The organism is Sulfoacidibacillus thermotolerans, assembly GCF_003144315.1.
Lineage (GTDB): Bacteria > Bacillota > Bacilli > Alicyclobacillales > SLC66 > Sulfoacidibacillus > Sulfoacidibacillus thermotolerans.
In genome coordinates, this window is record NZ_MPDK01000006.1 from 117,548 (window position 1) to 132,709 (window position 15,162).

The 15,162-nt window shown below is 45.7% G+C and carries 15 protein-coding genes and 2 pseudogenes; 7 read left to right on the forward strand and 10 right to left on the reverse strand.

The genetic code is table 11. The features are described from left to right. Positions 1-2 precede the first annotated feature (2 nt). Complete coding sequence (locus BM613_RS05545) at positions 3-1,229, forward strand: phospholipase D-like domain-containing protein (protein ID WP_181362911.1); 1,227 nt, start codon at positions 3-5, stop codon at positions 1,227-1,229. A gap of 9 nt (positions 1,230-1,238) precedes the next feature. On the opposite strand, the gene BM613_RS05550 is transcribed toward BM613_RS05545, so the two are convergent. After that, on the reverse strand, positions 1,239-2,756 hold the full coding sequence (locus BM613_RS05550) for a fumarate hydratase (RefSeq protein ID WP_109430170.1): 1,518 nt from the start codon (positions 2,754-2,756) through the stop codon (positions 1,239-1,241). Positions 2,757-2,903: 147 nt separating this feature from the next. After that, positions 2,904-4,391: a spore germination protein gene (locus BM613_RS05555; RefSeq protein ID WP_109430171.1), complete on the reverse strand. Its 1,488-nt coding sequence runs from the start codon at positions 4,389-4,391 to the stop codon at positions 2,904-2,906. A 136-nt stretch (positions 4,392-4,527) separates the two neighbouring features. On the opposite strand from BM613_RS05555, the gene cysC reads away from it, so the two are divergent. From cysC to BM613_RS05580, 5 genes are all read left to right on the forward strand, one after another. After that, positions 4,528-5,193 (forward strand): adenylyl-sulfate kinase, encoded by a 666-nt coding sequence (gene cysC, locus BM613_RS05560; protein WP_109430172.1) that lies wholly within the window; start codon positions 4,528-4,530, stop codon positions 5,191-5,193. A 76-nt stretch (positions 5,194-5,269) separates the two neighbouring features. Continuing rightward, positions 5,270-6,457, forward strand: coding sequence for a sulfate adenylyltransferase (gene sat, locus BM613_RS05565; RefSeq protein ID WP_245926261.1), 1,188 nt, complete (start codon positions 5,270-5,272; stop codon positions 6,455-6,457). A gap of 19 nt (positions 6,458-6,476) precedes the next feature. After that, positions 6,477-7,508 (forward strand): DHH family phosphoesterase, encoded by a 1,032-nt coding sequence (locus tag BM613_RS05570; RefSeq protein WP_181362912.1) that lies wholly within the window; start codon positions 6,477-6,479, stop codon positions 7,506-7,508. Between the two features lie 17 nt (positions 7,509-7,525). After that, positions 7,526-8,419 carry a sulfotransferase family protein gene (locus BM613_RS05575; protein ID WP_245926262.1) on the forward strand — a complete coding sequence of 298 codons (894 nt, stop codon included), beginning with the start codon at positions 7,526-7,528 and terminating at the stop codon, positions 8,417-8,419. Between the two features lie 269 nt (positions 8,420-8,688). Continuing rightward, positions 8,689-9,216, forward strand: coding sequence for a VIT1/CCC1 transporter family protein (locus BM613_RS05580; protein ID WP_109430175.1), 528 nt, complete (start codon positions 8,689-8,691; stop codon positions 9,214-9,216). A gap of 88 nt (positions 9,217-9,304) precedes the next feature. On the opposite strand, the gene BM613_RS05585 is transcribed toward BM613_RS05580, so the two are convergent. From BM613_RS05585 to BM613_RS05620, 8 genes and pseudogenes are all read right to left on the reverse strand, one after another. After that, the gene (locus BM613_RS05585; protein ID WP_109430176.1) at positions 9,305-9,682 is read right to left on the reverse strand and encodes an HIT family protein; all 378 of its coding nucleotides are present in this window, start codon (positions 9,680-9,682) and stop codon (positions 9,305-9,307) included. Positions 9,683-10,062: 380 nt separating this feature from the next. Beyond that, positions 10,063-10,380 (reverse strand): annotated as a pseudogene (locus BM613_RS05590) (GNAT family N-acetyltransferase); the annotation flags it as partial. Between the two features lie 35 nt (positions 10,381-10,415). Beyond that, complete coding sequence (locus tag BM613_RS05595) at positions 10,416-10,916, reverse strand: GNAT family N-acetyltransferase (protein ID WP_109430178.1); 501 nt, start codon at positions 10,914-10,916, stop codon at positions 10,416-10,418. Between the two features lie 118 nt (positions 10,917-11,034). Next, complete coding sequence (locus tag BM613_RS05600; RefSeq protein WP_109430193.1) at positions 11,035-11,487, reverse strand: GNAT family N-acetyltransferase; 453 nt, start codon at positions 11,485-11,487, stop codon at positions 11,035-11,037. A 105-nt stretch (positions 11,488-11,592) separates the two neighbouring features. Further along, positions 11,593-12,450, reverse strand: coding sequence for a GNAT family N-acetyltransferase (locus BM613_RS05605; RefSeq protein ID WP_109430179.1), 858 nt, complete (start codon positions 12,448-12,450; stop codon positions 11,593-11,595). Positions 12,451-12,627: 177 nt separating this feature from the next. Continuing rightward, a complete protein-coding gene (locus BM613_RS05610) occupies positions 12,628-13,152 on the reverse strand; it encodes a GrpB family protein (RefSeq protein ID WP_109430180.1) in 525 nt (174 codons plus the stop codon). Between the two features lie 35 nt (positions 13,153-13,187). Further along, complete coding sequence (locus BM613_RS05615; protein WP_281267824.1) at positions 13,188-14,117, reverse strand: ornithine cyclodeaminase family protein; 930 nt, start codon at positions 14,115-14,117, stop codon at positions 13,188-13,190. A 79-nt stretch (positions 14,118-14,196) separates the two neighbouring features. After that, a pseudogene (locus BM613_RS05620) lies at positions 14,197-14,430 on the reverse strand (DUF6904 family protein); the annotation flags it as partial. Between the two features lie 80 nt (positions 14,431-14,510). Between BM613_RS05620 and BM613_RS05625 the strand changes: the two are divergent. Further along, positions 14,511-14,798, forward strand: a complete 288-nt coding sequence (locus BM613_RS05625; RefSeq protein ID WP_109430195.1) for a transposase — start codon at positions 14,511-14,513, stop codon at positions 14,796-14,798. Positions 14,799-15,162: the final 364 nt, after the last annotated feature.

The window sequence follows — 15,162 nt, forward strand, 5'->3', positions numbered from 1 at the left end:
GCATGTCCCTGTCCACGCACCTTGAAGATGGCTTTTTTATCGCAATTGGAATCATTATTTGCTTACAAGTGACTGTCATACTCAGTTCAGCTATCAGTACGCGGTTTCGTCGTCGCCGCAGTTCGATTTCACTCGGTCGTCTCCAATTACCTGAAATCATTGTAAAAGACAATCGTGTGCAACTCTACACATACGGTATGAATTTATATCGAGATATGTTGGAAGATATTTATTCCGCAAAAAAATGTATCTGCATTGAATCTTTCATCTGGAAAGCGGATCGCATCGGGACTGCCTTTAAAGAAGCCGTCACAAAAAAAGCCCGTGAAGGCGTTGACGTTTATGTCATTTTCGACAATTTTGCGAATATGGTCGTCCCAAGCGAATTTAAGCGCTTCCCTGCAAACATTCACCTTATGCGTTATAAAGCATGGCGGCGGTTATGGGACTTTTTTGATCCTCGCCGACTTGCGCGGGATCACCGCAAGCTGCTCGTCATCGACCAGCAGATCGGCTACGTCGGAGGGTACAACATCGGAGATCTGTATGGAGCTAAGTGGCGCGATACACATGTGCGCATCGCAGGGGAGGGTGCAAAAAATCTATACTCATCTTTTGTTGATTTTTGGAATGCACACAGCGATGAAAGCGACCATATGACAAAAGTCACAGGATCACTGTTTCCTTATATACGACTCTATGCAAATGATGCTACTCGACTGATGTTCCCCATCCGTTCGATGTACATCGAGGCGATCGATCTCGCAAAAGAGCGCATTCTCCTTACGACTCCATATTTTATTCCGGATCGCTTTGTATTAAATTCTCTCATTCGAGCGGCCAAACGCGGCGTCGATGTGCGTCTAATGGTTCCTGAACAATCAAATCACCTGCTTGCAGATTGGCTCGCCCGTACGTATTTTACAGAGTGCCTACGCCAAGGGATACGCATCTTCCTCTATCAAGGAGCGATGATTCATGCAAAAACAGCGACGATTGATAGAACATGGTCCACGATCGGCACAGCAAATCTCGATCGCCTCAGCCTCGTCGGAAATTTTGAACTCAATGTCGAATTTCTTAATCCCGAAGTAGCCGATCAAATGGAAGTCATCTTTATCGCAGACCTGCAGCACTGTCGAGAACTCCAATTACACGAATGGGTACACCGCCCAATTCTTCAAAAATTGGGAGAGCTTGTGCTCTCCCCCTTATGGCCATTTTTATAAAACTCCCCTCTATGAATAGACGGGTGCAGCAAATTCCTCGAGTCGTTTTTTTGAGTCACGATCAATCTCTGCATGCAAACTGTTGCCATGCGCATCCATAGTCACGATCGCTGGAAAGGCTTTGACTTGTAAATGCCACATCGCTTCCGGAATACCAAATTGCTCAAGGAAATCGACGCCATCGACGTGTGTGACTGTGCGTGCATAATACTGTGCGGCGCCGCCAATGGCATTTAGATACACGGCGCCGTGCTCCTTTAACCCCTGAAGGGTTTTAGGTCCCATGCCCCCCTTACCGATGATTGCGCGAATGCCAAATTTTTTAATGATATCCGCCTGATAAGGTTCTTCTCGTGAACTTGTGGTCGGCCCAGCCGCCTTTACGTGCCAGCCCTCTTCATCTTGAAGCATAACAGGGCCACAATGATACAATACAGCGCCATTCAAATCGACTGGTGCATCGTGATCCATCAAATATTTATGAAGTGCATCTCTTCCCGTATGCATGGCTCCGTCAATCAAAACGACGTCCCCTACTTTTAACTTGCGGATCTGTTCTTCACTAATCGGTGCTTGCAAAACGATTGCGTGATCCGTCGAGATCCCGCCGCGATCGGAGAATTGCACATCCCCCTCTTTATACAGCCACTTTGTAATTTTTCCTGTATGTGCATTGATGACAACTCCCTGACGACGAAAAGCCCAACAGTTATACGCAACTGAAACAAAGAAACTCGCCGGCAAGCGATTTTGCACCCCAATTTTGCACCCTAGCAACGTCACACGTCCACCAAAACCCATGGTACCTATTCCTAGTTGATTCGCCTTTTCCATGATGTATTCTTCTAAATCTCTTAGTTCTGGAATTGGATTTTCGTCTTCCAGTGAGCGAAACAACTGCTCTTTTGCATGTTGATACCCGCTGGTTCGATCCCCACCAATGGAGACTCCAACGACCCCTGCACTACAACCTTGACCTTGCGCCTGATAAACCGCATGCAAAATACACTTGCGCACGCCATCTAAATCACGTCCTGCTTTTCCTAGCCCTTCAATCTCCATCGGCAAACTGTATTGGATGTTTTTATTCTCACAGCCTCCGCCTTTTAAGATCAACTTGACTTCGATGTCATCGCGCTCCCACTGATGAAAATGAATAACAGGCGTCCCTGGCCCCAGATTATCACCGGTGTTTTTCCCTGTCAGCGAGTCGACTGAATTGGTTCGCAACTTCCCCATTTTTGTCGCTTCTGCGACGGCTGATTGAATCTGTTTTTCCATGATGATCTGATTGGCGCCAACTGGTGTAAACACCTCGAACGTAGGCATTCCGGTATCTTGACAGATTGGGCCTTGATCCGTTTCCGCCATCGCTACATTATTCACAATCGTATCGAGCGCGAGTGCAGCTCGACTGCCTACTTCTTCGCGCAACTGTGCTCGTGCTAGCGCACGGCGTACGTCAGGCGGCAAATTCGTCGACGTATCGATGATCAGTTCTAAAATGCTTTGTTGAAAATGATCCATCTGTTTGCACCTACCCCGTGTTGTTTCCCCTTCAGTACAGCTATAACACTATTATACTCCATAATAAGTAGACACCGCGTCAGTCTGCCAAAACAACATGAACGCGATGTACATTCTTGACTTCACAATGCAAAGCAAATACAGTCTTTAATCTTTTGTTTTAAAAATAGACGACTTCTTTCCCACCTTGTAGAGTGGAGGGCGAACAAATAAAGCCTTAGCACCTTGCCAATCAAATGGAAACAAAGGCCATAAGTATGGAACACCAAGCGCACGTGTCCGCAACAACAAAACCAAGATGAACACAATCCCCACTGTAAACCCAATCCCGCCAAAGATCCATGATAAGACAATCATTAAGAGACGCATCAATCGATTTGCAGAGGAAAGTTCACGTGAAGATGTAGCAAACTGAGCAATTGCAGCTCCTCCCATAAATACCAATACTTCAGGAGAAACGAGATTCATCATCGTCGCAAATTGTCCAAATACAAGTCCTGACACAATGCCGATTGCTGACGCAAGCGTAGATGGCGTATTAATCACTGCCCGCTCAAAGAGATCGACTCCGAGTTGCGCCATTAGGAACTGTAACCCTAGAGGTAAAGGTAATGGTTTGGGGGTTCCTAAAAAAGCAATCGCTTTTGGCAAATGATCGTGTTCCGCAGCAAGCACGATAAAAAAACCGGGCGCCAATACAGAAATAAAACTAGCCAGAATAATGCCAATGCGCAAGTACAATCCCACGATGGGATAGGAGTGATAATCTTCGGGATGATGCAAATGATGGAACACCGTAGTTGGCCCTACAATCACTTCCGGCGTCGTATCGACAACCACTACCACTTGACCCTCAAGTAACCCTGTCGCTGCCACATCTGGACGTTCTGTATAACGGACAATCGGGTAAGGATTCCACCCTACTTTCCCCAACCATTCCGTCACCGCTTGTTCCCCCATCGCCACGATATCTGTCGGAATACTTTTTAAAGCCTGGCGAAACCGATCGACAAGTTGATCATTGGTGACATCTTGTAAATACATTAAACTCACATCTGTCTGTGAGCGCGCCCCGATTTGTAGAAGCTCTACACGCAATCGCGGATCGCGCAAGCGCCTACGAATAAGCGCCACATTCATCAACATCGTCTCTACAAACCCATCGCGCGGACCTCGCACAATGCGCTCCACAGCCGGCTCATCAATGCTACGCATGGGATAGATCCGCGTGTCAATCATCAGGACCTCTTCATAGCCTTCAATAAATATGACAAGTGGCCCGGATAAAATAAAACGCACTGCGTCTGACATTTTCGTAACAATTTGAACCTGAACAAAACCAATGGTCACATTGAGATAATTGACCAATTCATCTAATGTGAAGGACCGATTCGGGTGGCGATCGACAAATTCTTTGATCGTCATCTCTAAATTTTCCACGATGAGCACCATATTCATCGTTAAGAAATAGCCGTTTGCAGTATAGGCGGTCATTTTAATATCCGCAAAAACGAACGGTTTAGCAATCAGATCCCAACTCACACCAATTCCAAGCAGTTCCTTCAAAAACGCATCATTTTCTTCTAAATTTGCTGAAATATTTACGTTTGAAAGAGCTTCCATCGCCGTCGTCATCTTCGTCACTCCTCTGCTAGGAGTATGCGAAGCTGGTAAGAACGCTATGCATATACATTTTTTGCTCTCCACAGATAGGTTATTTTAACCCGTTTGTAAAAGAAGTTTAATCAAAAGTACAGTTCCATCGCCTAACATGGACAATAAAGTGGCTATACTGCAGAGATCGAAGGAGGAATTTCACATTACAAACAACGTACATTGGCAACCGACTAAGGTATCTCGAGAAGCTCGTGAACATATGCACAAACACAAAAGTGCTGTTGTGTGGTTGACTGGACTTTCTGGTGCAGGAAAGTCAACTCTCGCTTTGCAATTAGAGTGGCGCCTTTACCAACAAGGAATTCACACCTACTTGCTTGACGGAGATAATGTTCGATTTGGCTTAAATGCTGATCTCGGATTTTCTTTGCAGGATCGTCAGGAAAATATTCGCCGCATTGGACACTTAGCTAAGCTATTTGTCGATGCTGGGATCGTTGTCATTGTTGCGCTGATTTCGCCTTTACGCAAAGATCGCGAATGGGTACGCAGCCTTTTTCACTCTGAAGAATTTATCGAAACCTACATCGATTGTCCGTTAGAGGTCTGCATGGAGCGAGATCCAAAGGGGTTATATAAAAAGGCGATGGATGGAACAATCACCGAATTTACTGGAATTAGTTCTCCGTATGAACACCCTCTGCACCCCGAATTGACGATTCACACTGACAAAAGCAGCGTGGATGACGCCGTTCATACGATTGAACAACATCTTTTTCACATCATCTTGCCAAACCAAAAAACGCATCAAGCCATCTAATTCATACGACCGATCGAACACATAGGTATGGCATTAAACTATACAAATGTAAAATACATGTGCAGGAGTGAACGCATTGTCCAATATCTCTTCAAATGTAACTCCACATGGTGGACATCTCGTAGATCGATTCGTTACAGACTCCCAAGCGAGCTTTCCTACATCTCACATCGAACGAGTCATACTTGATGATATTGGAGAAAGCGACCTGGTTCAGATCGCGACTGGAGCCTTTTCTCCGCTTACCGGATTTATGGGGGAGGAAGACTATCGTTCTGTCGTGCTGAACATGCGCCTAGCGAACGGCATTATATGGCCACTGCCAGTCACGCTGCCGATTTCACGAGAACAGGCAAAACGCATAGCGGTCGGCGATGCGGTGCTACTTGTAGATCGCGAGTCGATACCGCGCGCATGGATGGAAGTTACAAGTATTTTTCAAACCGATCTGCAAAGCGACGTGTATGCTATCTACCTCACACAGGACACAGGACACCCTGGTGTTCGACGAACGTTTGAGCGTGGCCCAATCTTTCTAGGTGGACCTATTCATGTGTTTTCTACAGCGAATCCGCCACATGATTTCACACAATATATCCACACACCCAAAGCAGCACGCGATTTTTTCCAACATAGAGGATGGAAGACTGTCGTCGGCTTTCAAACGCGTAATCCAATCCATCGCGCGCATGAATACCTACAAAAATGTGCGCTTGAAATCTCCGATGGACTCTTTATTCATCCACTTGTAGGTCCGACAAAAGCAGATGACATCCCTGCAGATTTGCGCATGCGTGCCTATGAAATTGTAATATCCCATTATTACCCAATCAATCGTGTGGCGCTCGGTGTCTTTACAGCTGCAATGCGCTATGCAGGCCCCCGCGAAGCAATTTTACATGCACTTGTGCGCAAAAATTACGGTTGCACACACTTTATTGTCGGACGTGACCATGCAGGTGTTGGAAGTTATTATGGGACTTATGATGCACAAAAAATATTTGCAAAATTTTCTGCTGATGAGATAGGAATTACTCCGCTCTTTTTTGACCATGCCTTTTATTGTAAAGCTTGTGGTGGAATGGCGACCGAAAAAACCTGCCCACATGATGAACACACGCGTCTCTTTTTGTCGGGTACAAAAGTTCGTGCCATGCTTCAAGCCGGTGTAGAACCGCCAGTCGAATTCACCAGACCAGAAACTGCACGCATTCTCATGGAATATTATACACGAGGCAATTTTTCTAAAGCAGCAGAAAAGTAAGCATTCGGAGGTATCGTCTTTGGACCACTCACCCTTACTCGCACCCTTACTTGACGCAAAAAACATTCATCTCTTTACGCATGTACGTGGCGACCCGGATTCAGCCAGTTGCTTCGCACTCGCACTCGCTTTGCAAAAACTCGGGAAAACAGTGAGTGTCTCTCACGATCTGCCTGCGCATCTACATTGGCTGCATGATGGATTCTCTTTCCCTTCACAAAGCGACGAAGGTGCCTTGCGCGTCGCCATTGACACAGGAAATTATGCCCGGCTTGCCTTTACTCCTGCAGTGCGCGCAAAGATTGCCGAATTGATCGCTCACTTTGGCACTGAACAACAGGTTCCGTCGCAACGACTTTGGTCAATCGAACCGATAGATGTAGTCATTGATCACCATGCCAGCAACAAAGGATACGGACGCCTTAACTGGATTGTCCCTACTGCGAGTTCCTCTGCCGAATTGCTGACAGAGCTCATCGCCGCATTAGAAGCAACAAGCGGAACGATCCTCTTTTCAGAAGAAGTTTGTCGCCTGTTATATACAGGGATTGTCTCCGATACACAGTGGTTTAAGCGCGATGTAACCCCGCGTACGTATACGATGGCAAGTTTACTGGAAACGCGTGCAAAGATCGACAAAGTGGAAATTGCTGAACGACTCGCAGAACGTTCGATTGCATATTTCCAAATCGGCGCAACGCTGCGCGCAAACTTCAAACAATACGATGACTTACTCGTATCGTTCCTCGACCGCCAAGCACTCGAACAAGTAGGTCTTACCGCAGAAGAAGCTGCGCAAACGATGGAAGAACTCGAACACTTACCTGGCAAGATATTTATTCTTTTTGTTGAATTGGCAACTGGGGAAATTCGCGTGCGAATTCGCGGAAAAGGAGTTGTGATTTTGTCACTCGCACAACAATTTGGCGGCGGCGGTCATGAATTCCGCGCAGGAGCTACTCTTTCCTCATGGCGTGAGATGCAAACCGTCATTACCTATGCACAAAAATTACTCGCCATTCAGGCGAAAGAATCCGAATTCTCGCTGTAAGGAGGCGAATCATCCCCGTGTTTCCTGATTTTTTACTAGTTGGCGCCGCAAAATCTGGGACAAGTTCACTAGATCGCTATCTTGCGGAACACCCGCAAATCTACATTCCACCCAAAAAAGAAGCACATTACTTCAGTATCCCTAGTTTCCCCGCAAAATTCCAAGGCCGCGGCGATGAGGGCATGAACACGCACACAATTAGACAGCGCGAACAGTATGAACAGCTTTTTGTTCCTGCGCAAAAGGGGCAGGTCGTTGGTGAATCCTCAGCCTTCTACCTCTATTATCCAGGCACAGCCGAGCGTATCTATCATGCCAATCCAAATATGAAGATCATCATTACATTGCGAAATCCTGTGGATCGTGCATTTTCCGCCTACATGTATCTTTTGCGAGACAATCGCGAAGAACTTTCTTTTGAAGCCGGATTAGAAGCAGAATCCGAACGGAAAAAGCAAGATTACGAGCCCATGTGGCTCTATAAAGAACTCGGTCTCTACAGTAGCCAAATCAAGCGCTACTTTGAGGTATTCCCGCGTGAACAAATAAAAATTATCTTATTTGAAGATTTTACGGCTCACACCTCTGAAATCATGCGCGATCTTTATACCTTCTTAGCCGTTGATCCATCTTTTACACCAGATACTTCAATGCGCTATAACGAGTCGGGCGTACCAAAATCGCGCGCACTCTTTACATTCATTGCACAGCCAAATGCACTAAAAGAACTCGTGAAGCCGTTCATTCCAGCCTCTATGCGCGAACGCCTCGGCAACCGAGCAAAGTCATTACTACTGGAGAAGGTACAAATGAATCCCGCGACACGACGATTCTTAACACAATATTATCAAGAGGACATCATACGTCTCCAGGAGCTCATAGGGCGTGATTTACAGAAATGGTTACTATAATCGATTGGAGAAACGAACGCGAATCCTCCACCGTTGGCGCGACATCGATCCACAGCAACCACTCTCGATGAGAGGCACCCAAACGATTCGTCAGTGTCAGTGTAAAGAGTTCGTTCGCATGGAGCAATTTCAGACAACAGAAGTCCATATATTACTATCTTTCAAAAATTGTGTGCGGCTTATTAGATCTCGGTCACAAATTCTTCATTTGACGCACAGGAAAAATTTTTGCACTATATATGTGTAGTTATTTATATGTGCTGTGATTTATGTCGAGATTGGCACCAACACCATCGGACGATGAGGTGGATTTTGTAATGTCTGAAACGAAAAACAAATTTATCTTGCGATTTGTTCAGCCAGGTCTAGCTGGATTGATGGATGGTTCTGTTTCTACACTCGCCCCCATCTTCGCTACAGCGTTTGCGACACACAATTCATTTACAACCTTTCTAGTAGGAATCGCTGCTACTGTAGGAGCTGGTATTAGTATGGCGTTTTCTGAAGGATTATCTGATGATGGTACCCTTACAGGACGAGGTCGACCCTTTTTACGCAGTATCGTGACAGGAGGCATGACATTTTTAGGAGGACTTGGACATACACTCCCTTTCCTTATTCCAAATCTCTCCCTTGCACTCGTAGTCGCCTATTTTATTGTTGCAGCTGAATTAATCCTCATCGCCTTCATTCGCAATCGCTATTTTAAAACACCTCATCTGACTTCGATTGTTCAAGTGATCTTCGGGGGCGCACTTGTCTTTATCACAGGAATGCTGATCGGACAACTCGGTTGAGGAATGATCGTCAACACGTTTTCACTTCATTATAAAGAGGAGGAAGCGCAAATCTTCTAAATACGTGAGGTGGCTCTACAAATTTACTTCATAAAATACCGTATTTTTGTTTATCTGGGATTACCCCACGTACGCCCCCCCGTGGGTCCTCCATATCCCCCACATAGCGAGGAATCAAATGAATGTGAAGATGTGGGACGGTTTGCCCAGCAGTCTGCCCTATATTGATCCCAACGTTATATCCATCAGGATGATACGATTTATCCAAAAATTCTTTGCAGTCTTCCAGCAAACCCCATAGGGCAAGTTTCTCCTCTCGCGTTGTTTCAAAATATGAAGCGACATGCCGTTTGGGAATCACGAGCAGATGTCCTTGAGAAACAGGATACTTATCATAAATGGCATAAGCAACATCATTGTGCATGATTACTTCAAGATCTCCAGCACAAAACGGGCATCGATTCATTATGTCTCACACTCCTTGTGAGATTCAATTCTCCAAAACCTCTTTTGAATAGACAAAAGATAAAAACGGTCATCCGAATTCCAAACGTGCAGAGGATCAACTCGATCTCTGCGTACCATAACACTTCGTGAATTCGCCTAAGATAAAAGCCTTTGGGAAAGTCGATGTCTTGTGTCAATCTATCTACTGCTATTGTGATGGGGTCAGAGGAAATTTGATGTCGCTGTGGTCATATTTTCTCAGGAAAGCCTAGGCCACAGACGGTGAGTTCGAGTTCAACCGTCTACAGGAGACACTGGAATCAGAAGTCGTAAATTGATCATCGTCAAATCAGATAAGATCCTTGACCATACTTTCCTTCTCCTGGATGTATGACTCAATCATACTGAAATCGGCTCATCATAGTGGATAGTGAAAAAATCCCTGTCTACGCCAACGATTCTGAAACCACACTTTTGATACAAAGCCAATTGCCCAACACTGGAGTTCCCTGTTCCCAGTTCAATCGTTTTATATCTCATAGACCTTGCAGTCTCAATTGCATGACAAATCAGTTGCTTCCCTAACCCACTCCCATGTTTCTTTTCCACGACAGCAACATTCACAATCTCGACGGTTTGCGGACGTGTATCAATCAGCACATACACCCCAATGATTTCACCGTTAGATTCGGCTACGAAACACTGCCCACGGTGAATCTCTCAACCACTATAGCCTAACACCAACACGATCACTACGAAAGAATTTTCGCCATATAATACTCATCGACATACTTCCCGTCCACGAGCATCGAGTCTCTCGCAATCCCTTCTATTGAAAAGCCCATTTTCTTGTAGAGTGCCAGCCCCGCCTCGTTATGCACCATCACGGTTAATTCAAGACGATGAACGCCAATCTCCCTTGCCCATTTCTCTGTCTCTGTGAACAAGGATGTCCCAATTCCTTTACCCGCGTACTCCTGTAAGATGCCAATGACTATATAAACTTTGTGTTTATTCCTCCGAAATTCGCCACCATATGCACCTATGTACCCTACAAGTTTACTGTGATACTCAGCGACAAAGACCATACTGTTTCCAGCGGCTAACAAGGATTTGATGGCATCCCTCTGCTGTTGAACATTGGTGGTGCGCTCATCCGGTTCTAACATCATAAATTGCGTTTCCTGATCAAGCTTTTTGCACAGTTCGATGTAGTTTTCCGTGTCATCCTCACGGATTTGGCGAATTTCCATCGGGTTTCCCTCACTTATCACAATGAGCGATTTGAGCTATGTCGCCCTACTGCCTGTTCATTCTATATATTTCTTGCATTTACGCCTCCGTTAGCGACAGAAGGAATTGCGACTGCAATTATAAATTTAAAGCAAGTCGAATCATGTCGCGGCACTGTATTCCGTTCTCATAAATCGGCTCATCATAGTGGATAGTGAAAAAATCCCTGTCTACGCCAACGATTCTAAAACCACACTTTTGATACAAAGCCAATTGCCCAACACTGGAGTTTCCTGTTCCCAGTTCAATCGTTTTATATCTCATAGACCTTGCAGTCTCAATTGCATGACGAACCAGTTGCTTCCCTATCCCATTACCATGTTTCTTTTCCACGACAGCAACATTCACAATCTCGACGGTTTGCGGACGTGTATCAATCAGCACATACACCCCAATGATTTCACCGTTAGATTCGGCTACGAAACACTGCCCACGGTGAATGTAACTTTCAACCACTTCTTTGGAAGGATCGGCAAGCAAAAGCAATGACATTGGAAATTGTTCATCTTCCCGTAATCGTCTAATTTGTATACCTTCCACCAACAAATCACCCTCCCCTTGCCTTCGACATTCCTGTTCGTTTATTCAATAAACTTCTTGCATTTACGCCCCTTTAGTTCAAGAAAAAATACTTCATTAACCAAATACGGGGTCGGCGATTCCATAGAGTTGGTCACGTTTCCCACCAAGTTCATGTGCATTCAGAATCATGAGTGGAGATATCATTTTCTCTTCAAAGCCATACGTTAAAAGGTGTTTCATAAATTTTTCTTGTTGGCTCGGAACGTCAATACGTACTGGACCTGACCAGCCCGATACGAAGGTTCTCATAAGCGTTAGTGCGACATCCTGTGTGACTGCCACCATTGGACCGACCACCAGTACATTGTTGCGACGACCTGCAAGACCAAATCCCACAACGGTATTTTGCGAATTTCTTACGACATAACCACATTCCATATTTGAAAAGAGAACTGGATACAATCTACTTCGATTTGCACCGATTACCGTCTCATCTAATGCAATAAGCTGATCGAGGTCGCCTTCTTCAACTTGGTCTACCTGAAAAGCCCCGTTAATCCTGATGTCTTCAAGGGGCTTACTAACCTCAAAGCGATGTATATCCCCAATTGTTTGGAAGCCAAGAGATTTATATAAAGGAAACCCCTGTTCTGTTGCAACCAACATAACAGGTGCACCAACCCGTTCGGCTTCAATTAAGCAATGTTTTACGATACTTTTACCAAGTCCTTTTCGTTGAATACCCGAATGAACAATAACGACACCCAAAGAAGCCAAAGCAGAACCGTAGATGTAAATTCCCGCACTCGCAACTAAGTTCCCTTCAAAACGATACCCGAATAGCTTACCAGCAGGAGAAATGAACAAGTTCGTTTGTCCTGTCGTAAAGTTCCATCCAACACTATGAGCCAAATTCTGAAGAGCAAGACCGTCATCTTTAGTTATCATGTCGATTTCAAAATCCTGATACACGGTCTAACTCCTTTCTACCGTAAAATTTAACCATATGCACCCATGGCAGTTTGTATCGCCATTCTAACCGCTACATACGCAAGACTACCATTGCACTTTACTTGTATACTTTGCGGCGGGGACTTTATGTAAACCAGAACAGCCAAACACAGACATGGAAGCAGGCATTGGGCTTATTCAATTTTCGTGGTTCGCCAGATGCCATTCCAACGCTCGTTGTTCAATATCCTTGACCAAACTTTCCTTACCCTGGATGTATGACTCAATATCATACTGAAATTCTTGCGCCAATTTTCGCTTTAGGTCTGCGTACTCTCTCGCTTCATTGAGATGCGCTCTCAAATAATCTCGAAATGCCAAGTGTCGCCGAATATGAAGGTTTTCAACTCGGAAGACATGCACATGATGTGTGCGATTATCTCCGCCTTTCTGAAAGTACCTTCGTCCTGATATCCCGTTTTCACCTCTCGGCTCGTACCCGATGTCTCGCATTAGCTGATTGTATTCATCAACCTTTGAAATATCCCGAACAACTGGCATGATGTCGATGATTGGCTTGGCATGTAATCCTGGAACCGCTGTGTACCCGATGTGATGAATAGCGATCAATTGTTCGCCAAAAACGCAACGCATTTTTGCCGCCTCTGCCTCATACATCGAAGCCCAGTGCTCATTGTAAGGAGTTACCTCAACTCGTCTCATCACGCATCACCTAAGCCCAGTCAATCACTACAGCCCTAACACAATGCCTCTTTCATCATTTCATTCGCAACAACCACTTCTGTACCCGCCAGACCCACGGAACAAAACAGGGTTATGTCATCTTGACCCTTTCTCCCAAGCGTTTTCCCTGTAACAACGTCACTTAGCTGTATGATCCGTTCTTCATCGGGTGTTCCGACCAGAAAATGCGGCGTTGGGTAAGCTTTCAACTGCTCTATGGAGTCTGTCACAATCACCGAACTGCGTGCTCCCAGTTCCATTGGAACCTCATGCCGCTTGACTGATTTGGGACCCACCGTGTTGATATGTACCCCTGGTTCAAGCCATTCCGCATCGAATACTGGCGTACCGCTATTTGTGGCACAAATGACGATATCGGCTCCCTGTACGCAACTTTTTGGCGAATCGACAGCCACGACCTCTATGTCCAGCTTTTTTTCCATTTCTGCCGCAAATGCCTCTCTATTTTCATGGTTGCGACTGAAGACTCGAACATGCTTAATATTCCTGACCGCTACAGCCGCCTCCAACTGTGCCCGCGCCTGGATGCCTGTACCAATCACCGCGATGTATTTGGAATCCGTCCGAGCCATCGCTTTGATTGCCACACCACCAATTGCCCCAGTACGAACAGCCCCAAGCAAATTCCCAATCACGATGCCCTTAAACACACCCGTATCCGAATCAAACACGCACACCAATTGCTGATGCCCATCCAAATCGTTCGCGTAGGTGTCGTAGACGCGGAATCCGATCACCTTTTCAAAAGCTGTTGCGGCACCTGCGGTAAAAACCATGTCACCCCGCTCCGTTTCCAGACGAAATCGCGGAGGTGAAACAAGCGTTCCATTTGCCTGCTCCTCAAACGTGCGTTCAATTACGTTCACTATCGAATTCATTGAAGCGAGCTTCTCAACGTCCTGGTCTGTAAGGACATGATACAAGCGAAGTCACCCCTTCTTGCGCGAAAGTACTTTTCACGATTCGTGTCCCTTCTATTGTCTCAAGCTTTCCCTTGCTCTTCTACCACTCTATCTCTTCGGGATATTCCTCCACCAAGCTGATATCTTCCACCGAACAGTTATGCTCCCGCGCCATCGCTCTGACTTCCCCTTCGATCTGACGGTACTCCTTACCTTGCCCCACCATGCGCTTGACGAATGTTGAAAGTGTCTTCGCTCGTTCTTCCCTATCCCCAATTCCCAGATATCGAATGTTGAGTAGATCCAGATACTGCGATATGTATCCATCCAACCATGGATAATCCTGGTATTAGGCTGAAATAGTGGACACAACGAATCGAGAATGTAAGAATGAGGAGATTCGGGGTGAGCTACATGACACAGAAATACGATAAAGAATTCAAACTTCACGCAGTTCAATTGGCTTTGGAGAGTGGGAAGCCGGCGAGCCAGGTAGCTCGGGAACTTGGCGTATCGCAAAAGACACTGTATGGCTGGATGGCGAAGTATAAGGAGGATCCTGCTACCCCGTTTGTTGGTAGCGGAAACCTCAAGCCTGAGGCGAAGGCCTTGCGGGACCTGGAGCGGGAAATCCGTGAACTGCGAGAGGAGAATGCAATCTTAAAAAAAGCGATGCGCATCTTCACCAACGACCGGAAGTAAGATACCAATTCATCCACAGATACCGCTCCAAATTTCCGGTTCAGAAGATGTGCAAAATATTGGGCGTGTCTCGGAGCGGGTACACTCATCCATCGGCTATCTAACGCCGGTTGAATACGAAAGAAGATATTTCCAAGTATCGAGGGCCAAGGCAAGCTGAGCGGGACAAAAGTAATCATATCAGAATATTAAAACTTGGAATGTCTCCGTCCTGGAGTGTCCACTATATTGACTTAATACTACTTTCTTCTGTAGTTGTTCTTATGGTCATGTGGGTTATATTTCGAAGTGCTGGTTTTCGCGGTGAGTTTGCTCTTGCGCTTGGATCCGAACCCCTGGTAACCATGTGGTCTATTCTCCCTCT

What these genes read in the sequence shown, in the direction of transcription:
- BM613_RS05545 (WP_181362911.1), top strand. Translation starts at nt 3, where the DNA reads ATGTCCCTGTCCACGCACCTTGAAGATGGCTTTTTTATCGCAATTGGA.
- BM613_RS05550 (WP_109430170.1), bottom strand. Translation starts at nt 2,756, where the DNA reads ATGGATCATTTTCAACAAAGCATTTTAGAACTGATCATCGATACGTCG.
- BM613_RS05555 (WP_109430171.1), bottom strand. Translation starts at nt 4,391, where the DNA reads ATGACGACGGCGATGGAAGCTCTTTCAAACGTAAATATTTCAGCAAAT.
- cysC (WP_109430172.1), top strand. Translation starts at nt 4,528, where the DNA reads ATGGACAATAAAGTGGCTATACTGCAGAGATCGAAGGAGGAATTTCAC.
- BM613_RS05580 (WP_109430175.1), top strand. Translation starts at nt 8,689, where the DNA reads ATGTCGAGATTGGCACCAACACCATCGGACGATGAGGTGGATTTTGTA.
- BM613_RS05585 (WP_109430176.1), bottom strand. Translation starts at nt 9,682, where the DNA reads ATGAATCGATGCCCGTTTTGTGCTGGAGATCTTGAAGTAATCATGCAC.
- BM613_RS05595 (WP_109430178.1), bottom strand. Translation starts at nt 10,916, where the DNA reads ATGGAAATTCGCCAAATCCGTGAGGATGACACGGAAAACTACATCGAA.
- BM613_RS05610 (WP_109430180.1), bottom strand. Translation starts at nt 13,152, where the DNA reads ATGAGACGAGTTGAGGTAACTCCTTACAATGAGCACTGGGCTTCGATG.
- BM613_RS05625 (WP_109430195.1), top strand. Translation starts at nt 14,511, where the DNA reads ATGACACAGAAATACGATAAAGAATTCAAACTTCACGCAGTTCAATTG.